General features: G+C 69.6%; 20 protein-coding genes and 2 pseudogenes. 10 read left to right on the top strand and 12 right to left on the bottom strand.

Going from position 1 to position 25,080, the window contains the following annotated elements; genetic code table 11:
- Window positions 1-63 precede the first annotated feature (63 nt).
- The gene (locus DMH01_RS35825; RefSeq protein ID WP_233621801.1) at window positions 64-1,287 is read right to left on the bottom strand and encodes an aminoglycoside phosphotransferase family protein; all 1,224 of its coding nucleotides are present in this window, start codon (window positions 1,285-1,287) and stop codon (window positions 64-66) included.
- A 79-nt stretch (window positions 1,288-1,366) separates the two neighbouring features.
- The gene (locus tag DMH01_RS35820; RefSeq protein WP_125682785.1) at window positions 1,367-2,524 is read right to left on the bottom strand and encodes an HAF repeat-containing protein; all 1,158 of its coding nucleotides are present in this window, start codon (window positions 2,522-2,524) and stop codon (window positions 1,367-1,369) included.
- A gap of 166 nt (window positions 2,525-2,690) precedes the next feature.
- Here DMH01_RS35820 and DMH01_RS43750 point away from each other — a divergent pair.
- Window positions 2,691-3,053, top strand: a pseudogene (locus DMH01_RS43750) (glycosyltransferase); the annotation flags it as partial.
- A 358-nt stretch (window positions 3,054-3,411) separates the two neighbouring features.
- Window positions 3,412-3,852, top strand: coding sequence for a glycosyltransferase (locus tag DMH01_RS43410; RefSeq protein WP_233621799.1), 441 nt, complete (start codon window positions 3,412-3,414; stop codon window positions 3,850-3,852).
- 5 nt (window positions 3,853-3,857) lie between these two features.
- Here the strand turns inward: DMH01_RS43410 and DMH01_RS35810 are convergent, their stop codons facing one another.
- Complete coding sequence (locus tag DMH01_RS35810) at window positions 3,858-7,307, bottom strand: indolepyruvate ferredoxin oxidoreductase family protein (RefSeq protein WP_125682783.1); 3,450 nt, start codon at window positions 7,305-7,307, stop codon at window positions 3,858-3,860.
- 162 nt (window positions 7,308-7,469) lie between these two features.
- Here DMH01_RS35810 and DMH01_RS35805 point away from each other — a divergent pair, with 162 nt between their 5' ends.
- Complete coding sequence (locus DMH01_RS35805) at window positions 7,470-7,940, top strand: Lrp/AsnC family transcriptional regulator (protein ID WP_125682781.1); 471 nt, start codon at window positions 7,470-7,472, stop codon at window positions 7,938-7,940.
- A 45-nt stretch (window positions 7,941-7,985) separates the two neighbouring features.
- Here the strand turns inward: DMH01_RS35805 and DMH01_RS35800 are convergent, their stop codons facing one another.
- Entirely contained in the window at window positions 7,986-8,957 is a 972-nt protein-coding gene (locus DMH01_RS35800) for a YafY family protein (protein WP_233621798.1), read from the bottom strand.
- 57 nt (window positions 8,958-9,014) lie between these two features.
- On the opposite strand from DMH01_RS35800, the gene DMH01_RS35795 reads away from it, so the two are divergent.
- Window positions 9,015-11,363, top strand: coding sequence for an excinuclease ABC subunit UvrA (locus DMH01_RS35795; RefSeq protein WP_233621797.1), 2,349 nt, complete (start codon window positions 9,015-9,017; stop codon window positions 11,361-11,363).
- A 63-nt stretch (window positions 11,364-11,426) separates the two neighbouring features.
- Here DMH01_RS35795 and DMH01_RS35790 read toward each other — a convergent pair whose 3' ends face one another.
- Window positions 11,427-11,987, bottom strand: a complete 561-nt coding sequence (locus DMH01_RS35790; protein WP_158633280.1) for a hypothetical protein — start codon at window positions 11,985-11,987, stop codon at window positions 11,427-11,429.
- A 52-nt stretch (window positions 11,988-12,039) separates the two neighbouring features.
- Here DMH01_RS35790 and DMH01_RS35785 point away from each other — a divergent pair, with 52 nt between their 5' ends.
- Window positions 12,040-12,690 carry a GPP34 family phosphoprotein gene (locus DMH01_RS35785; RefSeq protein ID WP_158633279.1) on the top strand — a complete coding sequence of 217 codons (651 nt, stop codon included), beginning with the start codon at window positions 12,040-12,042 and terminating at the stop codon, window positions 12,688-12,690.
- Here DMH01_RS35785 and yidC read toward each other — a convergent pair.
- The gene (yidC, locus tag DMH01_RS35780) at window positions 12,680-13,462 is read right to left on the bottom strand and encodes a membrane protein insertase YidC (protein WP_125682775.1); all 783 of its coding nucleotides are present in this window, start codon (window positions 13,460-13,462) and stop codon (window positions 12,680-12,682) included. The two genes, DMH01_RS35785 and yidC, sit on opposite strands and share 11 nt — an antisense overlap.
- A gap of 66 nt (window positions 13,463-13,528) precedes the next feature.
- A complete protein-coding gene (locus tag DMH01_RS35775) occupies window positions 13,529-13,885 on the bottom strand; it encodes a DUF6412 domain-containing protein (RefSeq protein ID WP_125682773.1) in 357 nt (118 codons plus the stop codon).
- A gap of 63 nt (window positions 13,886-13,948) precedes the next feature.
- On the opposite strand from DMH01_RS35775, the gene DMH01_RS35770 reads away from it, so the two are divergent.
- The 3 genes from DMH01_RS35770 to DMH01_RS35760 all read left to right on the top strand — a co-directional run bounded on the left by DMH01_RS35770 (window position 13,949) and on the right by DMH01_RS35760 (window position 17,745).
- On the top strand, window positions 13,949-15,568 hold the full coding sequence (locus DMH01_RS35770; protein WP_125682771.1) for an ABC-F family ATP-binding cassette domain-containing protein: 1,620 nt from the start codon (window positions 13,949-13,951) through the stop codon (window positions 15,566-15,568).
- A gap of 128 nt (window positions 15,569-15,696) precedes the next feature.
- Entirely contained in the window at window positions 15,697-16,710 is a 1,014-nt protein-coding gene (locus tag DMH01_RS35765) for a YdcF family protein (protein ID WP_125682770.1), read from the top strand.
- A 213-nt stretch (window positions 16,711-16,923) separates the two neighbouring features.
- The gene (locus DMH01_RS35760) at window positions 16,924-17,745 is read left to right on the top strand and encodes a class I SAM-dependent methyltransferase (RefSeq protein ID WP_125682768.1); all 822 of its coding nucleotides are present in this window, start codon (window positions 16,924-16,926) and stop codon (window positions 17,743-17,745) included.
- Between the two features lie 4 nt (window positions 17,746-17,749).
- On the opposite strand, the gene DMH01_RS35755 is transcribed toward DMH01_RS35760, so the two are convergent.
- Window positions 17,750-19,351 (bottom strand): ABC-F family ATP-binding cassette domain-containing protein, encoded by a 1,602-nt coding sequence (locus tag DMH01_RS35755; RefSeq protein ID WP_125682766.1) that lies wholly within the window; start codon window positions 19,349-19,351, stop codon window positions 17,750-17,752.
- Window positions 19,352-19,722: 371 nt separating this feature from the next.
- Between DMH01_RS35755 and DMH01_RS35750 the strand changes: the two genes are divergently transcribed.
- A complete protein-coding gene (locus tag DMH01_RS35750) occupies window positions 19,723-20,520 on the top strand; it encodes a DUF2382 domain-containing protein (RefSeq protein ID WP_125682764.1) in 798 nt (265 codons plus the stop codon).
- A gap of 27 nt (window positions 20,521-20,547) precedes the next feature.
- Here DMH01_RS35750 and DMH01_RS35745 read toward each other — a convergent pair.
- The 3 genes and pseudogenes from DMH01_RS35745 to DMH01_RS43400 form a co-directional block, all read right to left on the bottom strand.
- Window positions 20,548-22,214, bottom strand: a pseudogene (locus tag DMH01_RS35745) (protein kinase).
- Window positions 22,211-22,990, bottom strand: a complete 780-nt coding sequence (locus DMH01_RS35740; RefSeq protein WP_125682762.1) for a hypothetical protein — start codon at window positions 22,988-22,990, stop codon at window positions 22,211-22,213. Before DMH01_RS35740 ends, DMH01_RS35745 begins: the two are co-directional and overlap by 4 nt.
- A 393-nt stretch (window positions 22,991-23,383) precedes the next feature.
- Window positions 23,384-23,569: a hypothetical protein gene (locus DMH01_RS43400; protein ID WP_233621794.1), complete on the bottom strand. Its 186-nt coding sequence runs from the start codon at window positions 23,567-23,569 to the stop codon at window positions 23,384-23,386.
- A gap of 88 nt (window positions 23,570-23,657) precedes the next feature.
- Here DMH01_RS43400 and DMH01_RS35730 point away from each other — a divergent pair, with 88 nt between their 5' ends.
- Complete coding sequence (locus DMH01_RS35730) at window positions 23,658-23,960, top strand: hypothetical protein (RefSeq protein ID WP_199745749.1); 303 nt, start codon at window positions 23,658-23,660, stop codon at window positions 23,958-23,960.
- Window positions 23,961-24,070: 110 nt separating this feature from the next.
- Here the strand turns inward: DMH01_RS35730 and DMH01_RS35725 are convergent, their stop codons facing one another.
- Window positions 24,071-25,054 (bottom strand): TerC/Alx family metal homeostasis membrane protein, encoded by a 984-nt coding sequence (locus tag DMH01_RS35725; RefSeq protein WP_125682760.1) that lies wholly within the window; start codon window positions 25,052-25,054, stop codon window positions 24,071-24,073.
- Between the last annotated feature and the right edge of the window lie 26 nt (window positions 25,055-25,080).

Below are 25,080 nucleotides of genomic sequence, written 5' to 3'. Positions count from 1 at the left end.
AGGCCGCCGTGCTGACGACGGCGATGCCCCCAGTGGCCAGTCTTCGACTACGTCTTCTGTGTTTCACAGGTACCTCTCCAACACATGGACCACGCCCGCCGAAACCACCGGACAAACGATTAATTCCCGCTTTCGCGAGCTCTTCCCAGCGGGGCGCGTGCACATATTCACGGGTATGCCACAGGGAATTAACACACCCGTGAGGTACACCAGGCAAGCAAAATCACAGAGACCGCGCGACCATTCTTCGTCTTTGTCATACGCGGTCGATTCACCGTTCGCGAATCTGTCAGCCGCGTCCCCAAAACGATCGACCCGGCCTCGTCGGGGGTGGCTACTGGCCAACATGGCCGCGATCGAGTCGGCCTGCTTGGCGCCCTCAGCGTATGGCCAGGATCCCGGCCAAGACGCGACGCGCGTCCACCGCTTCGTCGTCGGCGCGTCCCCGCGTCCGAGCGCAGGTGACCAAGGTCTTCCACAGCGCCCAGCCACGCCCACGCTCCCATTCGGGGCTGTCGACCGGCAGCCGCTCGCGGAACGCCGTCTGCCGTCGTCCGTCAGCAACGTCCAGGCGATGGCCAGGTCGCAGGACGGGTCACCGACTCCGCAGGTACCGAAATCGATGACGGCCGCCAGTCGCCCGCCGTCGAGCAGAAGGTTTCCCGGTGCGACGTCGCCGTGGAACCACCGATCGACACCGTCCCAGGGAACGTCCAGCGCCGACTTCCAGAGATCGCGGGCCGAGCCGACGTCGACTTCTCCGTCCAGCGCCGTGAGCGCGCGTTCGACCAGCGGGTCGAAGGTGCGCAGGGTGCCACCACGGAACCAGTTGTGCTTACCCGGCCGGGGGCCGTCCGCGGCATCGACGTTCCTCAACGCCATCAGGAAATCGGACAGGTCGAGAGCGAACCGGACCGGGTCGCGAACACGGTCCGCGCCGGCGGGTTCGCCGTCGAGCCAGCGATGGACGGACCACGAGAAGGGGTAGCCCGCGCCGGGTTTTCCCTTCGCCAGCGGGGCCGGGACGGGCAGCGGCAGCCGCGGAGCGAGCACCGGAAGCCACCGTTGTTCCTTGTCCACGGCCAAGGCGTATTCGGTGGCGCTCGGCAGCCGCGCCACCATTCCCTCGCCGAGCCGGAAAGTCCAGTTGTCCCAACCGGACTCGGCCACCGGCCGGACCGGAAGACCGGCCCACTCCGGGAACTGCTCGCCGACCAGGCGGCGCACCTGTGCCACGTCGACGGTGATCCGCGTCGGCATCGGACCGAGATCCGGCGTGCTGCCCAAGACTGCTTCCTTCGCTCGATGAGGTCTCCACACCGAGTCTGGTCCTGCCGTCCAGCGGATATTCGGCGGACTCTGGCGGCTAGCCGAGCGTCCAGTACACCGCGTGGGACTTTCCGGCGGCGTTGGCGGAGGTCCCGACCACACGGCCGTTGTCGGTGATCCGGTAGCCCTGGCTACGGGTGCCGCCGGGCAGCGTGCCGAGCTGCCTGCGTTCCCCGCCGAGGAACCAGACCGTCGCCTGACTCCGGAAAGTGCCCGCCACGGTGCCGTGGGCGTTCACCGATTCGGCGTCGGCGCCGAGACCGTCGTCGGGCAGCGCGGCGACGTCGCCGTCGAGGTCCCAGATCAGGGCCGATCGGCGAGGCGGGTTCAGGTAACCGGAACCGACCACGTGACCGGTCGAGCCGATCCCGTAGATCCAGACCGAGTGCGGGCTGGGCCAGTCAAGCGGATGGAGCACGCCGTCCCGATCCCACTTCGCCGGAACAGGGGGCCCGCTGGTGGTCCCGCGGAAGGTTCCGACGGCCACGCCGTCCCCGTTGATCCGGCTCGCTCCACTGCTCACGCCCTGCGGCGCCAGTTCGGTGATCGGCCCGCCGTCCACCCACCGCACGGCCTGATTCGCCGCGGAGCGGACGGCGCTGCCGACGATGACGGTGCCGTCGGCGGAGATGCCGTCGGCCATGCTCCAGGTCTCGCCGGGCAACGTCCCGAGGTCGGTGGCCACGCCATCCGGATCCCAGCGGAACCCGTGGTACCGGTCGTCCGGCGTCAGCCAGCTCCCGACGACGACGTCGGTGTCGCTGATCGCCCACGCGGTGGCGTTGTGGTAGCCGGGCGGAAGCCGCAACAGGGTCGCGTTGCCCGCGGCATCCCAGCGGGCGGGCACGGCGGTGGTCGCGGTCAGCACGTAGCCGGCGGACACCCCGAGGCCGTTGATGGCACGGACCTGCCCCTCGGTGCCGCCCGGCGTGGGCAGCGCCATGATCCGGCCGTCGGCGTCCCACCGGACCGGATGGCTGCGTTTCGGGACCGGGCCCGCCAACGACAGCCCGACCATCTCCCCCGCCTCGTTGACCGCCAGGACCGTACTTTCGTCGTCCCCGGGCAACGTCCCGAGATCCACCGGTCCCACCGGGGTGGCCTGCGCGGTCCCCGTCACCGCGCCGGTGGCCACGGCGAGAGCCGCTACCAGCGAAAAGATCCGTCTTCGAGCGACGGGCACACGATTCCTCATCACGATGACTCCCCGATCCCGATCAGTGGTGTGTCATGCGCGGACCCCGGTGCGACAGTAATGCACACGAACGGCCGGCCGGCTTCGTCGCCGAAAAGGTCGTCCGGAAGTACAAAAAAGCGCACCACCGCAACAAAATCCGGCCGGTCGGCCGTAGCCTTCGGTGATGCGTCTGTTCTTCTCGGCCGGAGCGGGCTACAGCCACATCGCGCCCTTGCTGCCCCTGGCCACGGTGGCGAGGGACCGCGGCCACGACGTCGTGTTCGCGACCGGCGGGAACGCGGTCGAGTACCCGAGGGCACACGGCTTGGCGACGATCGGCGTGGACGGGACGGGCGACGAGGCGGCCGCCCGCGAAGCCTGGGGCAGGTACTCGCCCGCCGAACTCGCCGAGATGTCGCCGGACGAAAAGCTGGCGTTCGTGGTCACCGTCATGGCCGAAACCGGTGCCGGAGCACGGGTGGCCGAGATGCTGGCCTCGATCCGGGCGCGACGCCCCGATCTGGTGATCGCGGGCGCCGCCGAGTTCGCCGCACCCGCCGCAGCGGCCATCGCCGGCCTGCCGTACGTGGTGCACGGGATCGGGCCGCCGAAACCCGCCGCGATCATGGCGGGCGGCTGGCGAGCGCTCGACCCGATCGTCCGGCGCTTCGGCCTCGACCGGTTCCCCGACCACGACACCGTCCCGTACCTGGACATCTGGCCGGAAACGTTGTCGCCGCGGGGAATCACCTGGGACCACCCGATCCGGCTGCCGGTGCGCCCGGAGGGGCTACTCCCGGACGGCGGAAGCCGCCCGGACGTCCTCGACGGGCTTCCGCACGACAAGACCGTTTACGTCACGGCGGGGACTTCGCACAACACCCGGCCGGGGGGTACTGGAGACCATGATCGCCGCGTTGCACGGCGAAGGGGTCAACATCGTCGCGACCATCGGCCGCGACGGCGACCGGGAGCGATTCGGACCTCGGCCCGACGGGGTACGTATCGAGAACTTCCTTCCGCAGCAACGCATACTGCCGTATGTCGACGTGGTCGTCTGTCACGCGGGGTCGGGCACCGTGCTGGGCGCGCTCGCACACGGCGTGCCGCTGGTGGTCTCACCGCTGGCCACCGACCAGTTCGACATGGCCGCCCAGGTCGACGGCGCGGGCGCCGGCGTGCTCACCGATCCGGGCTCCCCCACCCGGACCGGGATCCGCGACGCCGTCCGCACGGTCCTCGCCGACCCCGCCTACCGCGAGTCAGCCGCGTCCCTCGCCGCGCGGATCGCGGCGATGCCGGAACCCGGTTCCGTCCTGGATCAGCTGTCGGCGTACGCGAACTGACGCCGTCAGGTGCTCGCGCCGAGCCGATCCTCCTGCACGAGTTCGGCGAGGAGCGCGGACTGTTCCCGCCGATAAGCCTCGACGTTCGCCAGTTTGACGTCTTCGTAACCGCGGACCAGATCGGGCAGTTCGGCCAGAGCCAGGAGCCTGCCCCGATCCGCGCCCTCGGCGCCGAAAGCGGCAAGGATCGCTTCCCGGTACTGCCCGACGAGTTCCCGCTCCACCTTCCGGACATGGGCCTTGCCGAACGGGTCCCAGCGGGTGCCACGCAGTTTCCGCGCGGCACGAAGTGCGACGAACACAGGGCGGAACTTCGGGCCCAGCGCGATCTTCCGCTTCATTCCCAGCGCGCGGAGCACGGGCGGGTGCAGGCGGTAGGCGTAACGGCTGCCGACGCCGAACTCCGCCTCGATCCCGGCGAGCACGGCGGGATCGAGCGAGAGCCGCGCGACCTCGTACTCGTCCTTGTAGGCCATCAGTTTGTGCAGGTTTCGCGCCACCGCTTCGGTGACGGCGGTCGAGTCCCCTTCCAGGACCCGGACGCGCTCGACGAACTCGGCGTACTCCCGCGCGTAACGGGCGTCCTGGTACCGGGCGAGTTCGGGCACGCGGATGTCCAGCAGCCGGGCGAGTTCCGACCCCGGCTCGGCGTGGACGAGCGCGCGGGCGCGCAGCGTGGCGGCCGACGGGGCGGGGGTCGCGGCGACGGTGGGCGGTGCGGCCGCGGCGTGCAGTCCGTCGGGATCGGCCACGAGCTGCCTGCCGCGCCGGAACGCCTGGAGGTTGCCCGCGACGGCGACGCCGTTGAGTTCGATCGCGCGCTCCACGCTGGCCGCGTCCAGCGGGATGGCGCCGGTCTGGTGAGCCGCGCCGAGCTGGAGGATGTTGGCGAACTGGTCGTCGTCGAACAGGGTTTCCGCCAGCGCCCGCGCGTCGAGTGCCACGGTGCGCGCCGCGCTCTCCGAGATCGCGCCCCGCACCGCCGCCGCGTCGGGGAACGAAACGGTGGTGTCGACGACCATCCGGCCGGTCGGCACCTCGGTCGTGGAGACCACGGCCGTGGTCCGGCCGGGGTCCGCCACCGTCAGATTCGCGGGGTCAGCGCCGACGAGGACATCACAGGACAGGTAGAGATCGCATTCCCCGGCCGCGAGTTTCGGGGCCTGCGGCGTCGGGTCGGCGGTGATCTTCAGATCCGAGACGACGGCGCCGCCCTTCTGCGCGAGCCCGGTCTGATCCAGTGTCCGGACCTGCTTGCCCTCGATCACGGCGGCCGTGGCGAGGATCTGCGCGACGGTCACCACGCCGGTCCCGCCGACGCCGGTGATCCGGACGGTGAAGTCGGTTCCGGCGGTCTCGGGCTCGGGCAGTTCGGCCGCGGTGATGTCCGCGAGCCGCGCCCGGTGTTTGCGTCCGGTGGGCACCACGGTCATGAACGACGGGCAGTCCCCCGCCAGGCACGAATAGTCCACATTGCACGAAGACTGGTGGATCGTGGTCTTGCGGCCGAATTCGGTGTCGACCGGCTGCACCGACAGGCAGTTCGACTTCTCGCCGCAGTCGCCGCATCCCTCGCACACCCGCTCGTTGATCACGACCTTGGTGGCGGGGGTCTCCAGTTTGCCGCGACGGCGTTTGCGGCGCTTCTCGGCGGCGCACTCCTGGTCGTGGATGAGCACGGTGACCCCGGGAACGCGGGCCAGTTCCTCTTGCGTGCTCAGCACTTCGTCGCGGTGCCGGACCTCGACGCCGTCGGGCAGGCGGACGCCGCGGAGCCGCTTCGGCTCGTCACTGGTGATGACCACCTTGGCGACGCCTTCGACCAGCAGCAGCGACGCCAGCCGGTCCACCGAGAGCCCGCCGACGGCGTCCTGTCCGCCGGTCATCGCGACGGTCGCGTTGTAGAGGATCTTGTAGGTGATGTTCACCCCGGCGGCCACCGCCGCGCGGACGGCGAGGCTGCCGGAATGGGTGAACGTGCCGTCGCCGATGTTCTGCACGAAATGCGAGGCGTCGACGAACGGCTCCATCCCGAGCCACTGCGCGCCCTCGCCGCCCATCTGGGTCAGGCCGACCACGTCCCCGACCTGTTCCGGTTCCATGAACAACGCCATGGCGTGGCAGCCGATACCGCCGCCCACCACGGTTCCCTCGGGCACCTTGGTCGACGAGTTGTGCGGGCAGCCGGAGCAGAAGTACGGCGTCCTGGTCAGCAACGGCACCGAGATGCGCTCACGGCGGCGCCGCTGCCGCCACGCGGACACCGACGGGATCTCGTGGTGGTCGCTCAAGCGGACGGCCAGCACCCTGGCGATCGCGTCCGGGTCGAGTTCACCGAGTTCGGTGCACAGGGTGCGGCCGTCCGGGCCGGTCTTGCCGTACACAGCGGGCGCGCCGGTGGTGCCGTACAGCACCTCCTTGATCGCCGATTCGACGAAGGAACGCTTTTCCTCCACCACGACGATCTCGCTCAGGCCGTCGGCGAACCGGCGGACGATCGACGGCTCGAGCGGGTGGATGACGCCGAGTTTGAGGATCCGGATCCCGTGCCGGGACAACGCCTCGGCGTCCAGGCCGAGCAGCCGCAACGCCTGCATGAGGTCCAAATAGGACTTTCCGGCGGTGACGATGCCGACGCGGTCCGCGGGGCCTTCCTGGACGATCCGGTTGACCCCGCTCGCACGCACGTATTCCACGGCCAGCGGCAGCCGTTCGGTGTACAGGCTGCGTTCGAGCGCCATCAACGTCGTGCCGAGCAGCCGGGAGCTGGGCTTGTGCCGGTACGCGGGCAGCGCCAGCTCCGGCGCCGTCCACCGCGGGCGGACCTGGGCGGTGCTCGCGGCGTCGGCCACGTTCGCCACGAGTTTCATCGACGACCACAGCCCGCTCGCCCTGGACAGTTCGACCGCGTGCAGGCCGAAGTCCAGCACGTCCTGGGAATCGGACGGGAAGAACACCGGCATCGCCAGGTCGGCCAGCGCGAGCTCGGAGGCGCACGGCACCGACGAGGACTTGGCGTTCGGGTCGTCGCCGACCAGCGCCACCGCGCCACCGGCCGGATCGGTCCCCGCGAGATTGGCGTGCCGCAGGGCGTCGGTCGCCCGGTCCAGGCCGGGTGCCTTGCCGTACCAGAACCCGGTGACCCCACCGCGGGACGAGCCGACCGACGCGGTGAGCTGGCTGCCCATGACCGCCGTCGCGGCGATCTCCTCGTTCAGGCCGGGGCGGTGCACGACGTCGTGCTTCTCGAGCAGGACGGAGCGGCGCCCGAGCTCGAGGTCGTACCCGGCCAGCGGGGATCCCTCGTAGCCGGAGACGAACACGGCGGGCGAACCCCCGGCGGCGCGGTCGTGCCGCACCCGGTCGAACAGCATCCGGACCAGGGCCTGGACGCCACTGAGGTAGACGGTGCCGTCCTCCCGCAGATACCGGTCCTCCAACGTGAACTGCTCCACCAGACCTGCCTCCTTCGGCACCCCCGCGCGACGTCACGACAGAAGACCCGACTTCGCGGGCCGCCGCAACAGGCGGCAGTCTATTGGCATCCGGCACGCAAAAAATCCGGCCCATCTTCTCCGGTAGCCGAGATCTGTTGCGTCTGCGTACCATCCTGACTCATGGCGGACCAGCTCATCGACGAGACCGATCGCGAGATCCTCGAACTGCTGCGGGAGGACGCCCGGCGCACGCTGGGCGACATCGGGGCGCGCGTCACGCTGTCGACCGCGGCCGTCAAACGCCGGATCGACCGCATGCAGGAGAACGGTGTCATCGTCGGCTACACCGTCCAGATCGACCACGCCAAACTCGGCTGGGCCATCGAGGCGTTCACCGAACTGCGGTTCACCGGGACCACCAAGGTCGGCGAGATCGTCCGCACCACCACCCGGATGCCCGAGGCCCAGGCGGTGTTCACCATCGCAGGCGACCCCGACGCGCTCGTCTGGCTGCGCGTGCGGGACATGGGCCACCTGCAGCAGACCATCGACGAGATCCGGCGGCACCACCAGGTGACCGGCACGAAGACCCTGATGGTGCTGGACTCCTGGACGCGCGGTCAGCAGTGGCCCCACCCCGGCGAGGTCTGAACCCGGACCCGGCGAGTTACGCCTCTGATCACGCGAGTTACGCCTTCAAGCACGCGAGTTACGCGAAAGGCTCCCCCGCAGAAGCCGGTCCCCGGTCCGCGCGAGGTACTCGCCGAATTCCGCCGGTTCCTCCACCGTGAACCCGATGTCGGTGAGCAAGAGGACGACGGCCAGCCACTCGAAGGAATCGACATGGGCGACGTATCGGCACCTGTCGCCGCCCAGGGCCTCGAAACTCCCGTCGACCCGATGCAGCCGGGCCGCGGCCTCGTCCGCGCCGACGTCCAGGGTCAGCGTGATCCGGAGCGATTTCGGGCTGTGAAAGCGTTCCTGGAGGTGAGCCGCGACGTCGTCGACCGGGAGCGCACGGGGCTCGAAGACCACCTCCGTCGTCTTCGGCCCGGCGATGCGGTCGAGGCGGAAGCTCCGCCAATCCCGCCTGCCGAGGTCCCACGCGTACAGGTACCACCGCCTGCCGAGCTGGACGAGGCGCATCGGCTCGACCGTCCGTGACGACGGGCCGTCCTTCGCCGTGTACGCGAACTCGAGGCACCGGCGAGCCGCGATCGCCGCGGCGAGGACGTTCAGGACGTCTTGGGTGACCCGCGGCTGTTCACCGCTCCCGAACTCGACCGCGGCGAGCATTTCGTCGGTCCGCCTGCGCAGTGCCGCCGGCAGGACGCGCCGGAGTTTCGCCGCGGCGCGGTCGGCCGATTCGGCGGTCAGGTCGACGCCGGTGCCGCCCGCCGCGGCGAGCCGCAGCCCGAGCACGGTGGCGATCGCCTCGTCGTGTTCCAGCATGAGCGGCGGCAGCGCGGTCCCCGCGACGAGCCGGTAGTTGCCGCCCGGGCCGCGGCTGCTCTCCACGGGATAGCCCAGCCCGCGAAGGTGGTCGATGTCCCGGCGAAGTGTGCGCGGCGGGACTTCCATGGCCGTCGCGAGTTCGGCGGCGGGCCACGCCCGGCCGGACTGCAGGAGCGACAACAGCCGCAGCATCCGTTCCCGTGGTGCCGTCACGACGCCTCCCGCTAGTTGTGGCCGAAAACCGGCCACATCTCATCGTAACCTCGGTTCATGGTGAAAGTTCAAGCTGACCGTGGCCGGTGGATCACCGTGGAAGGCGCCCGCACGCACAACCTCCGCGACGTGTCGGTGCGGGTGCCGAAGCACCGGCTGACGGTGTTCACCGGCGTGTCCGGGTCCGGGAAGTCGTCGCTGGCCTTCGACACGATCGCGGCCGAAGCCGAGCGCCTGGTCACCGGCAGTTACCCCGCCTTCGTGCGGAACCGGCTGCCCCAGCATCCGCCCGCCGACGTCGACCGGATCGACGGGCTGGTGTTCACCACGATCGTCGATCAACGGCGGTTCACCGGAAACGCGCGGTCCACCGTGGGTACGGCGAGCGACATCGCGCCGCTGCTGCGCCTGCTCTTCTCGCGCATCGGCGAACCGAACGCGGGATTTTCGCCCGCCTACTCGTTCAACGATCCGGTCGGGATGTGCCCGCGCTGCGAAGGGCTCGGCGTGGTCGACGAGATCGATCTCGACCGGCTGATCGACCGCTCGCGAAGCCTGCGCGAAGGTGCCGTGCGGTTCCCGACGTTCGCCCCCGGCACGTATCGGTGGAAACGGCTCGTCCACTCCGGACTCGTCGACCCCGATGTCCCGTGGGAACGTCTACCGGCGGCGACGGTCGAAACCCTGCTGCATGCCGAAGGACTCCCCCTCGACGACCCCGGTCCCGACTATCCCAAGCACGGTCTCTTCGACGGGATCGTCCCGCGGTTGCGTGACACGTACCTGCGCAAGACGCCGTCGCGGCTCACGGCCGAGGAGCAGGAAGGGCTCGCCGGAGTCGTCGCCCGCGGCGTCTGCCCGGAGTGCGCGGGGACCCGCCTTTCCGAGGCGGCGCGCGGCAGCCTGATCGACGGACGCTCCATCGCGGACTGGTCCGCGATGCCGGTCGGCGATTTGCGGGACGTCGTCGCGAAAGTGTGCGATCCGTCGGTGGCGCCGCTGCTGCAGGCGCTCCGCGAACGCCTCGACGCACTGGACTCGGTCGGTCTCGGCTACCTCAGCCTGTCCAGGGAATCGAGGACGCTGTCCGGCGGCGAAGCCCAGCGCGTCAAGATCGTCCGCCATCTCGGCAGCGCGCTCAGCGACGTCTGCTACGTGTTCGACGAGCCCAGCACCGGCCTGCACCCGCACGACGTGCACCGTCTCGTCGAACTGCTGGCCGAGCTCCGGGACGCGCACAACACGATCCTCGTGGTCGAGCACCACCCCGCGGTCATCGCGGCCGCGGATCACGTCATCGATCTCGGGCCCGGCGGCGGTGAAGGCGGCGGGCGCGTCCAGTTCGAAGGCAGTCCCGGCGAACTCGTCGCGGCAGGCACCGAGACCGGGCGGGTTCTCGGTACCCCGCTTCACTTCCGGCAGCGGACGCGCGCCGCGCGCGGCACCGTGACGATCTCCGGCGCCCGCAGCCACAACCTGCGTGACGTCACCGTCGACGTGCCGCTCGGCGTCCTGACCGTCGTCTCGGGGGTCGCCGGTTCCGGCAAGAGCTCCCTGATCACGGGCGAACTCCCCCGGCAGCATCCCGATTTCGTCGTCGTCGACCAGGCCCCGCTGCGCGGCGGCATCCGGTCCACCCCCGCCACGGTGCTGGGTGTCGCCGAGCCCATTCGCGAAGCCTTCGGGAAGGCCACCGGGAAACATCCGTCCTGGTTCAGCGCCAACGGCCGCGGCGCGTGCCCGGTCTGCAAGGGAAAGGGCGTCATCGTCACCGATCTGGCCTTCCTCGACGACGTCCAGACCAGCTGCGACGCCTGCGGCGGCACCCGGTTCAAACCGGACGCGCTCGCCGCGCGCCTGAACGACCGGACCATCGCCGACGTCCTGGCGATGAACCCGGCGGACGCCGCGACCCTGTTCGGCGAGCGGTCCGCCATCGGGCAGCGGTTGCGCTGGCTGGACCGGGTGGGGCTCGGGTACCTCACCATCGGGCAGAGCCTCGACACCTTGTCCGGCGGCGAACGGCAACGGCTGCTGCTCGCCCGCCATCTCGCGGACGCCGGCCCCGCGGGCGAACTGCGTCTGGTCCTCGACGAACCCACCGCCGGACTGCACGGCAGCGACGTCGACCGGTTGCTCGCCCTCTGCGACGAACTCGTCGACGGCGGCGCGACGCTCGTCCTGATCGAACACGACCAACGGGTGATCGCGCACGCCGACCACGTCATCGACATCGGGCCGGGCGCGGGAGCCGAAGGCGGGACGGTGGTGTTCGAGGGCACGCCGTCGGCACTGGCCGAGGATTCCTCGTCGATCACCGGACGTCATCTGCGAACGCGTTCCCGGCGCCGGACGGCGCCGGGAACACCCACCCGCCCGGGAACAGTTCCCGGGCGAGCGCGATGATTCCCCATCGGGCTTTGCCCGACACGCCGGTACCGAACAGTTCTTCGCTCGACCTCGTGTGATCTAGCCGACCAGCTCGCACGCCTGATTCGCCTTCATCGCCTGGTCGAGGCCCGGCACCGTGCCGGTCTTGATCGCGGGCTCATGCGAAACCAGGTCGACCCCGCTCAGGGTGAGGACGGACTTGGCGTATTCGACGCCGCCCCTCGGCAACAGGGTGCGGTACTCGGACACTTTCCCCTGGAGCTCCCGATAGAAGGCCAGCTCTCCAGCGGCGAGCGTGTTGGCGTCCTGAGCGGGCGGCGCGACCTTCGGGAGTTTCTCGAGCCCCGAGGTCGCCGCCGCCAGCGCGGTGTCCAGTCTCTTGAGTGAGTCTTCGGCCTTCGGAAGATCCGCCTCGGTCTTGATGTCGTAGCCCTTGGCCAAGCCGTAGGCGATCAACCGCATGTCCTTGACCGCACCGCAGTACCCGCCCGCCCAGGAGACCAACGCCGGATCCGGGCCGGTGGGCGACGGCGGCGGTGCGGGCGCGGGCTCCGGCGCATTCGACCCGCATCCCACGGCCAGGCAGCAGACGGCGAGCGCCCCGATCACCCGAATGCACGCTGTCGTCTGGCTCTTCATCCGGCAGAGCGTAAAGCTTGTGCGGCGGGACCCGTCCCGACGGGAGGACGAAATGACCGAGTCACTGCCACAGCGGATGTACCTGCTCGGCTACGACACCGACAAGAACCGGCTCGACCCCGCCAGTGCCATCGTGCGAGGCACGCTCCTGCGGGCGGCCGCGGTGGCCGAACTGACCATCGGGGGTCTTCTCGCCGATCGCGACGGAAAGGCCTGCCGCGCGGCCGCGGCAGGCCTCACGCCGGGAGACCCTTTCCTCGCGAAAGTGCTGGAAGACTCTCCCGGGGAGAAGCCTCGCCGCTGGTTCGCCCTCATCGACCGCGACTGGCACAAGGCCGAGAACGTCGTCCGCGACCAGCTCGCCGGCTCCGGAACGATCAGGGTCGACAAGCACCGGGCCATGGGCATCTTCCCGGTTCGCGACATCACGCTGCCCGAACCCGAGCGGGCACGGGCGCTGCGCGAGCGGATCCGGCACGTGGTGCTGAGCGGCGAGGACCCCGCCACCATCCCGATCGAAGACGCGGTCCTGGCCATGCTGTCGTACGAGGGCGACGTCCACACGGTCTTCACCTCGAAGGAGTATCGCGCGAACCGGAGCACCATCAAGGCGCTGGCGGCGCACGTCGACACCGCCCTGCCCGGACTGCGGAAGGCGGTTCAGTACTCGGTGGCCGCCCGCCGATCGGCGCTCAGCGGCTAGCCTCCTCCCTGTCGACGACCTTGGTGAGGAAATGCTGCTGTCCCAGTGTCCACACGTTGGTGGCCAGGAAGTACAGCAACACCCCGATCGGCACGGGGAAGAACGCTCCCGAGACCAGCATGCCGACCGGAGCCAGATACATCATCAGTTTGGTGATCCCCGCCGTCTCCGGGGCGGTCGCGGCCTGCCTGGCGAGTCCCGAGCGCATCGAGAAGAACGTGGCCAGGCTCGCGATCAGCATCAGCGGCACCCCGACGGCGATCATGTGGACGTGATCCGTGCCGAACGCGGCCAGCTCCGCCGCCGGCTGGGAAAGCCAGTTGCCGAGCTTCGCGCCGAAGAGGTCGGCGTTCAAGAACGACCGCACCCCGGCCTGGTCGAACACGTGGTTCGACTGCGCGCCCGGGGTGAAGTCGCGCAGAACCCAGTACAGGGACAGGAACACCGGCAGCTGGATCAGCGCCGGGAGGCAACCGCCCAGCGGGTTCGCACCGGTTTCGGCGTGCAGCTTCTGGATCTCTTTCGCCATCCGCTGGCGATCCTTGCCGTACTTCTCCTTGATCTGCCGCATTCGCGGAGCGAGCGCCTGCATGCGGCGGCCCGCGCGCAGCGCGCCGAGGGCGGGTTTGACCAGCAGCAGGCGCAGGGTGAAGACGAGGAACACGATGGACAGCACCCAGGCCACGCCGGAGTCCGGACTCGAAACGGCGCCGAAAACCTTGTGCCAGAACCAGAGAATGGCGGAAACGGGGTACAGGAAGACATCGAACATGACCAGGTCACTCCGTCGGTCGAAGGTGTGTGGGCAGGAGTGACTGCCTCACCTTCGAACGGAAGGTCAGGCAGTCGCGATGCCCAGTGACGGAGCTCGAGGCCGCACGCGGCCACGCGCGTCGGGGTCGCGCAGGCTCAAGAACAGCTGCGCGCGTTCGCGCAGGCTGATGGCGCGCACCCGCATCGCGGCGGCGGCCGGTTCCAGGCGGAAGTGCGCCGCCAGCGCGAGCAGGACGGCGGCGAGGGACGCGGTCAGGGCGGCGGCAAGGCCGAGCGGGTTCGCGACCGCGATCGACGCCGTCAGCGCGGTGACCAGGCTCAGCGGGTTGATCCCGCCGAGGGCCGGGAGCACGACGAACAACTCAGGCAGGAACAGCGCAAGCATCAGCTTGAGCCGCACGCCGAAGTAGGTTCGCTCCACGTCACCGACACTACCGGAGATATTGCGTTGCGTGATTCCCGTGGGCGCGGGCAGTCTGTCGAAATGGGTCACGTCGAGGTCGCGCACGTCGAGTACCACCTGCCCGACGGACGACTGCTCCTCGACGACGTCTCGTTCCGGGTCGGGGAGGGCAGCGTCTGCGCGCTCGTCGGCGCCAACGGGGCGGGCAAGACGACGTTGCTGCGGCTGATCTCGGGGGAACTCTCCCCCAGCGGCGGCTCGGTGACCATCAGTGGCGGGCTCGGGGTGATGCCTCAGTTCGTCGGCTCCGTGCGCGACGAACGGACGGTGCGGGATCTGCTCGTGTCGGTGTCACCGGAAGCGCTCCGCGCCGCCGCCCGCGCGGTCGACGAGACCGAACTCGCCTTGATGGAACGCGACGACGAAGCGAACCAGATGGCGTACGCACAGGCGCTCGGCGACTGGGGCGACGCTCGCGGCTACGAGGCCGAAGTCGTCTGGGACAAGTGCACGACGGCGGCGCTCAACCTGCCGTACGAGAAGGCGCGCTGGCGCGAGGTGCGCACGCTGTCCGGCGGCGAACAGAAGCGGCTGGTGCTGGAGGCGCTGCTCCTCGGCGGGTCCGGTGTCCTCCTGCTCGACGAGCCGGACAACTACCTCGATGTCCCCGGCAAGCAGTGGCTGGAAGAGCGGCTGCGCGAGACCCAGAAGACCGTACTGTTCGTTTCGCACGACCGGGAACTCCTCGCCAGGGCGGCGAACAAGATCATCAGCGTCGAACCGGGGCCGGCCGGCGGCGACGTCTGGGTGCACGGCGGCGGCTTCGACAATTACCACCAGGCGCGCGCGGAACGGTTCGAACGCTTCGAGGAACTCCGCCGTCGCTGGGACGAAAAGCACGCCCAGCTCAAAAAACTCGTGGCCGACATGCGGCAGTACGCCGCGCGCAGCGACGAGATGGCTTCGCGGTATCACGCCGCGCAGACCCGGTTGCGGAAGTTCGAGGAGGCCGGGGCGCCCGCCGCTCCCCCGCGCGAACAGAAGATCACGATGCGCCTGCGCGGCGGCCGGACCGGCGTCCGCGCCGTCACCTGCGAAGGCCTCGAACTGCGAGGCCTGATGAAACCCTTCGATCTGGAGGTCTTCTACGGCGAACGGGTCGCGGTGCTCGGCTCGAACGGCTCCGGCAAATCACATTTCCTGCGGCTGCTGGCAGGCGAGGACGTCGCGCACGACGGACTGTGGAAACTCGGTGCCCGCGTCGTCCCCGGCCACTTCGCTCAGACGCACGCCCATCCCGAACTACTCGGGCAGACGCTCGTCGATATCCTTTGGACCGGCTACGCGCGAAGCCGCGGGCCCGCGATGAACATCCTGCGCCGCTACGAACTCGACGGCCAGGGCGACCAGCGGTTCGAGAAGCTGTCCGGCGGCCAGCAGGCGCGGTTCCAGATCCTGCTGCTGGAGATCGGCGGCGCGACGATCCTGCTCCTGGACGAACCGACCGACAACCTCGATCTCGCCTCGGCGGAAGCGCTGCAGCAGGCGTTGGAAGCCTACGAGGGCACCACGATCGCGGTGACGCACGACCGGTGGTTCGCGCGCTCCTTCGATCGGTACCTCGTGTTCGGCTCGGACGGGCACGTGCGGGAAACCGCGGAACCGGTGTGGGACGAGCGGCCGGTGCAACGCGCCCGATGACTCACTCGGGCTAGGAATGGCGACACACCCACGGGAGATGCGGCCGGCCGTTCCGCCGTGTGTTTGAATTCCGCCGCACCGCGTGCCGACACCCGAGTGCCCGCATCGTCCCCAGGCTGGAGTTTCTCGTGAAGGCCGCTGCAATCCCCTTCGCCATCGCGGCCTTGTGCTGCGCGGTGTTCCTGGTGAGCTTCCTTCGCGACCGGCGCCGGTTGCGGAACGGCTTCTACCTCTTCTTCGCGCTGCTGTTCCTCGGCGTGACGTTCATCGCGCTGCTCGCCTCGGTGTCGCCCGAGGCGGCGGGTTTCGTCGCGGTCGGCGTGATCCTGCTGATCATCCCGACGGTCCTCGCGCTGACGGTCTTCCTGATCTGCAACGGGATCACCATGCTCCGCCGCGAGGGACGCCGGCTCGCCAACGTCCTTTCGCTGCTGACAGGGCTGGGCATCTGCGCGCTGGTCGTCTTCAACGCGACGGTCACGCAACTCGCCTGGGAGCCGCTCGACATCGTGCGGGGCATCCTGAACGGGATCGTCGTCTACTTCTCGTTCCTCTTCGTCTGTTTCCTCCTGTACTCGATCGTCTACGGCCGAATCCGCACCGAGAAGGGTGTGGACTTCGTCGTGGTGCTGGGCTCGGGCCTGCTCGACGGGCATCGGGTACCGCCGTTGCTGGCGGGCCGCCTGAACCGGGCGAAACGCGTCATCGACGCCGAAGCCCGGCGTGGCCGGGAGCCGATGGTGGTCACCTCGGGCGGGCAAGGACCCGACGAGGACCTGCCGGAGTCCCACGCGATGGCCGGCTACCTGGTCGAGAACGGGCTGCCGAGGGAGCGGATCCTCCTCGAAGACCGTTCGCGGACGACCTTCGAGAACCTCACCTTCAGCGCCGAGATCATGGAGCAGCGGAAGGCGGACTACCGGTGCACGGTGGTGACGAACAACTTCCACGTGCTCCGCGCCGCCCTCATCGCCCGCCGCGCCAAGGTGAACGGTCAGGTCATCGGATCGCCGACGGCCTGGTACTTCTGGCCGAGCGCCACCCTGCGCGAATTCGTGGCCATCCTGGTGGACCACAAGTACAAGAACCTGGTCGTCTGCGGGCTCATCGTGCTTTCGCAGATCTCCCGCGCCTTCTCGTGAGCGGTGATCGGACGGCCCCGGTGAGCTAGCGTGTTGCGAAAGCCACTTTCGCAACCATCAGCGTTGCGAAAGTGGCTTTCGCAACACACCCGGCCGGGCGGCCGAAGAAACCGGCACCCCGGAACGAATGCCGGTCACCAGAACTCGGAGCGGCGTGACAAATCCCCCGCATCCGTTTGACAACCCCGTTTTCGCCGGGCCATCGTCCTGCGCATGAGCGCTTACACCCGGCAGGCGATGGCGCACCTGTTCGACCGGACGGCGGATACCTACGACGCGCTCGGCGTCGACTTCTTCGGCGCGTTCGCCACCGAACTGCTCGACCGGGCCGGGCTCGTCCCCGGTGAGCGCGTGCTGGACGTCGGCTGCGGCCGGGGCGCGGTGCTGTTCCCGGCGGCCGAGCGGGTCGGCCCGGAAGGATCGGTGCTGGGTATCGACCTTTCCGCGGAAATGGTCGAGCGCACCGCGAAGGATATCGAGGCGCGCGGAGCCAACGCCTCGGTTTCCCTTATGGACGCCCAAGAACCGACGCTGGACGACGCCGCCTTCGATGTCGTGCTCGCGTCGTTCGTGGTGTTCTTCCTGCCGGATCCGGTCGCCGGCCTGCGGTCTTGGCATCGCCTCCTCGCGCCCGGCGGCCGGCTGGGCGTCACCACGTTCGGCGCCGACGATCCCCGGTGGGCGGCCGTGCGCGAGGTGTTCAAACCGTTCGTTCCGCCGGAACTGGCCTGGACACTGGCCGTCAGGGCGGGCCTGTTCGCCACCATCGAAGGATTCGGCCAGGCCGTGGAGTCGGCGGGCTTCACCGAGGTCACGTCCGTGGAACGCGTCTATCCGGTGAAGTTCGCCGACCCCGGGCACTGGATCACCTGGTCGTGGTCGCACGGCCAGCGGATGTTCTGGGAGCTGATCCCGGAAGACCGCCTCGACGCCGTACGCCAGGCCGTGCTCGCGGAGCTCGAGCCGCTCCGCGAGCACGACGGGAGCGTGGTGCTGGCGCAGACGGTGCGCTACACCCTCGCCCACCGCGGTTGACGGCTCACAACGCCAGCCTCGGCCAGGACGCCGTGTCCCGTGCCAACTGCCGGTCGTGCGTGGCGATCACCACCGCGGCCGGGGTTGTTTCGAGCGCGGCGGTCAGCTCGTCGACGAGTGCGGCGGACAGGTGGTTGGTCGGCTCGTCCAGCAGCACGACGTGCGGACGTCGAGCGAGTACGAGCGCTAGGTCCAGCCGCCGCCGCGCGCCGACCGACAGTTCGGCCACCGGCCGATGCCGGTCGTAGCCGGCGAGCAGTCCCAGTTCGCCCAGCCCCGGCCCGGGAATGCCGGTCCTGGCGAGCTGTTCGTCGTACAGCTCCATCGCCGTCCGCCTGCCCGGCAGCTCGGATTCCTGGCCCAGCCTGCCGATCCGCGCGGACCGCGATCGCGTGACCGTGCCGGTTCCGGGCTCCAACTCCCCGGCCAGCACGGACAGGAGCGTCGATTTGCCCGCGCCGTTGCGGCCGGTGACGACCAGCCGGTCGCCGCTTTCCAGCACCAGATCGACCGGACGCGCGAGCCGTCCGGCCACCGTCACCCCGGCGGCTCGGAGGAGCGTCGCGCCTCCGTGCGCCGGTAGCTCGGGCATGGCGAACCGAGCGGGCGGGGGTGGAACGGCGACCACGTGCTCGGCCAGTTCTTCCTGCCGCCGGTGGACCGCGCGGACCAGACCGGGCGCGCGCGTGGCGCGGACGTGCCTGCCGGTGCCCTTGGGCGGCCGCCAGTTGTCCCGCAACCGGTTCCGCGCGGCGGAGAGGTCGTCGGCCAGCCGTTGCCGCTCGGCGATCTGGTCGGCGTGTGCCGACTCCCAGCGGGCACGTTCGGCTCGACGGGCCTCGACGTAGGCCGCGTACCCGCCGCCGTAGACGCGCGGCCGTCCGTCGCTCGACGGATCGAGGTCGATCACCGTGGTGGCGACGTCCGCGAGCAGAGCCCGGTCGTGGCTGACCAGGACGACCACGCCCGGATGCGCGCGCAACCGCTCGGTGAGATGGTCGAGCCCCGCCGCGTCGAGATGGTTGGTCGGCTCGTCGAGCAGCAGGACCGGATGCCCGGCGCCGAGCAGGCAGGCCAGCCGGACCCGGTGCCGCTGCCCGACCGACAGTGTCCCGAGTGGACGGTCGCGGTCGTCGACGGCGTTCAAGGCCGCCAGTGACACTTCGACCCGCCTGTCGGCGTCCCACGCGTCGAGGGCTTCGGCTTCTTCGAGCGCGGCGGCGAAAGCGTCGTCGGCTCCGGGACGTCCGTCGCTGAGCGCCTCGGTGGCGGCCTCGAGCCGGGCCAGCGCGCCGCGGACGGCGGCTAGTTCGAGGTCGATCAACGCGCCGACGGTGTCGGTCGCCCCGAGCGGAATCTGCTGGTCGGCGACCCCCGCCGAACCGGAACGGTGCACCTCGCCGCGGTCCGCGGCCAGGTCACCGGCGAGCACCCGGAGAAGCGTGGTCTTGCCACGACCGTTCTCCCCGACGATGGCGACACGCTCGCCCGCGGCGGCGACGAGGTCGACCCCGGCGAGGACGGGCCTTCCCCCGAAGGAGAGGTGGACGCCGGACAGGCGGACGTGCGCCGCGCGCACAGGCGCGGGCGAAAGAGGGGATGACATGAAGGAACTGCCTCCGGTGAAGGTGATGAGCAGGAAGAACGAAGTCCGGTATCGCGGCTCGCGGTACCGGTGGAGGCGTCGTTCCTCAGAGGAACAGCAGTTGCTGCATCACGATCACGAGGGTAGGCCACGTCTCCGGATCCCCGCATCCGATTTTCGGGACCACACGTTCGCACCATCCCCCACGACTACCGGTCACCCCATGGAGACCCCCTTCCACCTGCGACGACACGCCTCTCCTAGCCCGCGATCACGGCTTCAAACCACCACTTTCAGGGGTCACCCTCAGGTACATCACGACGGTTGCCATGATCACCGGCCCGTTCGACGGTGGGCTTCTCAGCAGGCATCTTCCGAGAGGAGCGGGACCGATGGCGAAGACCATGCAGCCGCAGGAACTCATCGACAGTGCCGTGGTCGACCCGACCGGCAACAAGCTCGGCAAGGTGGGCAACGTCTACCTCGCCGACGCGACGCGCCAGCCGGAATGGATCACCGTCAAGACGGGCCTGTTCGGCACCAAGGAGAGTTTCGTTCCGCTCTCCGGAGCGCATGCGGACCAGGACGGCGTGCATGTCCGCGTCGACAAGGACGCGGTCACCGACGCACCCCGGATCGAGGCCGACGGCCACTTGTCCGCCGAGGAGAGCGCGCAGCTCTACCGGCACTACGGCCTGCCGATGCCGCGGACCTCGCCGGACGGCCGGATGGACGACCGGGCGCAGGGCCGGGGCGACGCCGGCCGACCCAGGACAGGCATGGACACGGGAACGGGCACCGGCAAGAAGAACCGCGACGCCGAGCCCACCATGACCCGGTCCGAGGAGCGGCTGAACGTCGGCACCGAACAGGTCGAAACCGGCCATGTCCGGCTGCGCAAGTACGTCGTCACCGAGGAGCAGCAGGTCACCGTTCCGGTCAGCCACGAGGAGGTGCGCATCGAACGGGAGCCGATCACGAAGCCGGGCGGTGAGCGCGCCGAGATCGCCGAGGACGAACAGGAAGTCGTGCTCCACGCCGAGAAACCGGTGGTGAACAAGGAAACCGTCGCGGTGGAACGGGCGAGGCTCAAGACCGAGACCGTCACCGAGGACCAGACGGTCTCCGGCAAGGTGCGCAAGGAACAGTTCGAGGTCACCGACGACGAAGGCAAGCACCGCAAGTCGTGATCCCGAGTTCGGGGCGGCCCCCGTGCTTCAGCGCATGCGCCGGGCGCGGGCGGCCGCGACCACGAAACCGGTCGCCACCGCGCCCGCGAGCGAGCAGCCGGCACCGAACAGCACCGCGGGCTCGTGTACTCGCAGGACCGACACGCACAGCCACGCCGACGCGCCGAACAGCAGGCCGAGCACGGGGCCGCCGACGAGCGCGCCCCGCCAGCGGTGACCGTTCCGGATGGTCCGCAGCCCGGATTCCAGGTACGCCAAGGCGAACAGGGCGAGGATCAGGCTGCCCGCGCCGAGCGCGCTCGCGAGCGGATGCTGCCGCGTGACGACGGCGAAGGTCGCCGGGACGCCGTCGGCCGTCATGGTCGCAGTGACGGCTCCGCCGACGATCCAGCGGGTGAGCCCGGGAAAAGCGAGATCGGCACGGAAACCGTCGCCCTCGGGTTTCGGCACCGCCGACGCGGATCCGAGCGGGATCCCAGCGGCCGAAAGCGCAAGGGTCACCTGTCTCGGGCGCCCCTCCCCGTCACGGCGAACGTCTTGCTGAGGTCCACGGGTGCCGACGAGGCGGCGACACCGTCGATCTTCAGTGTCGTGGCCTCGTGCGGCAGGCGTTCCGGGGTGAGCAGGGTGAGCGCCACGAGCGCGATCGCGGCGGCCGCCGCGGCCACTCGGAACCAGAGCACCGCACCGGAGCGGGACTCGGGCTCGAAGCTCGCGCGGGTCGCCGACAGTGTCGGATCCGGTGCGGGGCGGTGCACCGGTCTGGTCGGGCCGTCTCCGGCCGGGACCTGTGCGCCGAAGGCGGAGATCACCCGAGGCGTGAGGTGCCGCACCGGCACCCGGGAGCGTTCCAGCCAGCCCGGTCCGTACACGGTGGTGGCGGCCGAGGCGAGGTCGGCCGCGAAGGTCTCCGCGTCGCGATACCGGGAGTCGAGCTCGCGCGAGAGGCTGCGCATGACGACCCCGGCGATCGGCGACGGCACGCCGTCGATCGGGCGCGGATCGGTGAACATGTGCTGACGCATCATGCTGATCGCGCCGCGGGTGTTGTCGAACGGCAGCTTGCCGGACAGCAGTTCGTAGAGCACCGTGCCCGCCGAGTAGACGTCGGCCGCCGGGCTCAGCGCGTTGCCCATCGCCTGCTCGGGCGCGATGTACGCGGGTGTGCCGAGAACCTCGCCGCCGTGGGTGACGAGCGTGGCACCCTCGCTGATCACCTTCGCGATGCCGAAGTCGGCCACCTTCATCACGCCTTGGGTGGTGAAGAGCAGGTTCTTCGGCTTGACGTCCAGATGCAGCACGCCCGCTTCGTGCGCCGCGTGGAGCCCGGCGAGCATCGCCAGCCCGATCGCGCAGGCTTGTTCGCCGCCGATCTCCCCGCTGTGGAAGCGGCTGTGCACGGTGCCGCCGTCGAGGCGTTCCATCACCATCAGGTGCTCGCGGCCGGTGCGCACGTAGTCGTACACGGGCACGATGTGCGGGTGGTCGAGGCTGGCCAGCACACGCGCTTCGCGGTCGAAGAGCTCACTGCTGGCGGCGTGGTTCAGCACGTCCCACGGCAGCTGTTTGATGGCGACGTCGCGGCGCAGCGAACGGTGGACGCCGGCGAAGACGACCCCCATCCCGCCCTGGCCGATCGCGGGCCCGATCTCGTACTGCGGCAGCGCGGCGACGACCTCGGCGGGTGCGCTCATCGGTTGAATTCCTTGGTGGAGTCGGGAAAGCGGGCCGTCTCATCGTCGGCGGGCCCCGGCGAGGGATGCGGGGTCAGGTAACCGAGCAGGAACGCGATGACGGCGGCGCCGAGGACCACCGGGATCTCGATCGCGGGCTCCGGCGGGACGAGCCGCAGCACCGACAGCGAGACGACGGCGACGAGCCCGGTGCCGAATCCGGCGGGCAGGAAACGCAGGCCGCGGCGCCACCGGTTGGCGGGAAGGCGATGGCGGGCGAGCGCGAGCAGGGCCGTCAGCCACGCCAGCACGGTGAGCACGAGCATCGCGAGCCCGAAAGCGCCGTAGACGGACCAGAAGGATCCGCGGATGTCGGCGACCGTGGTCGCCTCACCGAGTGTGCCGCGCTGGGCGTCCAGCAGTTCGACCGTCGACGGGAGCAGCCCGATCGCCTGGCCGGAGAGGTCGGCCATGTCCAGTACGAACGTCCTGGTGACGCGACTGTGCGCGGGGACTTCGAACGGCGCCGTGGTGTCGTAGGCGAAGAAGGTCAGGGCGAGCGCCACGCCGGACACCCGCACGCTACGGACCTTGATCGCGGTGCCGCCGCTGTTGCTCGCCGTGACGGTGAGTTCGAGTTGCTTCGCCGGATCGATCATCACCGTGGCGTTGGTGATCGGCCGGTCGTCGAAGGTGACCGCCAGGTCGAGTCCGCCGCTGTCCGCGACGGCCGGTGGCGAGCCGAAAAGGACCGCGCACAGACCCAACGCAACCCCTGCCGCGATGACACGTCCCATTTTGCGCATCCCCTGTTTGCGTAATCCGACTGGTCCGGAATGCTACAGCGAGTACTTACCGGAGAGGGACGTCCCAATGCGTATCGTGGTTCGCCTGATATTCGGCACCGTGACCGGGTTGTTGTTCCTGCTTTCCCAGGTGGGAGCGGGAAATGCGCAGCAGTCCCCTTATCAGTCCACGGTTGGTTTGAAACCTTCGAGCGGCCCCGCGGGGAGTTCGTTCACCATTTCCTGGAATTTCTCTCCGTGCAAAGGACCGATTTCTTTCACTTGGGACGGAACGGCCATTACGTCGGTCAGCGCCCCCAGTGGACAGACCGGGGCGACGGTGCCGGGCAGCGCGGCACCCGGCGGCCACCCGGTCACGGGCACATGTACGAACGCGCGGACCGGTCAGCCGTTGACCGGAAGCGCGACCTTCCAGGTGACCGGGACCGTGACCACGGCGCCGCCGACGACGAAGGTGCCCCCGACGACGAAGCCGACCGTCCCGGTCACCACCCCGACCCGACCCGGAACGACCACCACCCCGGTCACCACGACGACGACACCGCCGCCCACGACCGCGCCACCGTCCACAACGGACACTCCCTCGCCGCCTACCGACCTTCCTTCGTCGAGCAGCACCCCGCCGGGTCCGGACGACCTGGTCCTCGACCGGCCGAGCGTGCAGCCCGGCGACCCCCTGTCCGCGACCGGCAAGGGGTGCGTACCCGGTGAGCGGGTCACGCTGACGTCGGACGGCGAACGTGTCGGAGGCGCCTACGCCGACGGCACCGGCGCCTTCACCGCGGCCGTCGAGTTCACGCGGATCGAGGCGGGCAGGCACACCGTCGTCGCCGATTGCGGCGTACGGCTGACCGGCGCCGTCGAGCAGGTGGTGACCAGTTCGTCCGGCGGGCACAGCGGCACCCTGGTGGTGCTCGTCTTCTTCGTGCTCGCCGGGATCACCGTGATCCGCTTCCCCTGAGGTCAGCGCGGTGGCCGCATCGCCGCGAAGACCAGGAACAGCGCGGCGAGGAAGAGGGCGGCGACCGCCAGGTCGAGCAGAAAACCGACGACGAGTGCGGTGATCATCGCTTACTCCTGTGCCGCCTTGGCGGCTTCACGACGGCGCGCGTACAAGCTGGTGAACGAAACCGTGACCAGGACGGCGACGATCACCCCCAGCGAGGCCGGGGTCGGGACCTGCGGCACCGACGGCCAGATCCCGTGTGCCCAGTGCAGGACCAGCTTCACCCCGATGAAGGCGAGGATGATCGCGAGGCCGTGGTTCAGGTGGACCAGCTTCGCGAGTGCCGAGTGGAGCACGAAGTACAAGGCGCGCAAGCCCATCAGCGCGAAGGCGTTGGTGGCGAACACGAGGTACGGGTCTTCGGTGATGCCGTAGACCGCGGGCACCGAATCGACCGCGAACACCACGTCGGTGGCGAACACCGCGACGACCACGACCGCCAGCGGGGTGAGCGCGCGGCGCCCGTGTTCACGCACGGTGAGCCGGGTGCCGCGATAGTCGTCGGTGACCGGCATCAGCCGTCGCAGCAACCGGACCGACCGCAGCTGCGAAAGATCCATCTCGGTCTGGCCGTCGGACATGGCCTCGCGCAGGATCTTGACGGCCGAGACGAGCAGGATCACGCCGAACACGAGGAACGCCCAGGTGCCCGCCGACAGCATCGCCGCGCCGGCCGCGATGAACACGCCGCGAAGCACCAGCGCGCCCACGATGCCGTACAGCAGCACGCGTTGCTGCACGGCCGCGGGGACCGCGAAGGCGGCGAGCAGCAGCATGAAGACGAACAGGTTGTCGACCGACAGGGACTTCTCGACGACGAAACCCGTCATGAACTCGAGCGCCTGGCCACCGCCGAACTCGAGCCACAGCCAGAGCCCGAACACGACCGGGAGCGCGAGGTAGAAGACCGACCAGCCGACTGCCTCCCGCATCGACACCTCGTGGGGACGGCGGGTCACCACGAAATCGACGACGAGCAGCGCGACCAGGACGGCGATGCTGATCGCCCACAACCCCGGCGATCCCACGGTTGCCACGGACTCGGGCATGAAGCCTCCTCGAACTCGAAGTTCGA

This window comes from Amycolatopsis sp. WAC 04182, from assembly GCF_003947465.1.
Lineage (GTDB): Bacteria > Actinomycetota > Actinomycetes > Mycobacteriales > Pseudonocardiaceae > Amycolatopsis.
This window is presented reverse-complemented; position numbering and strand designations above follow the sequence as displayed.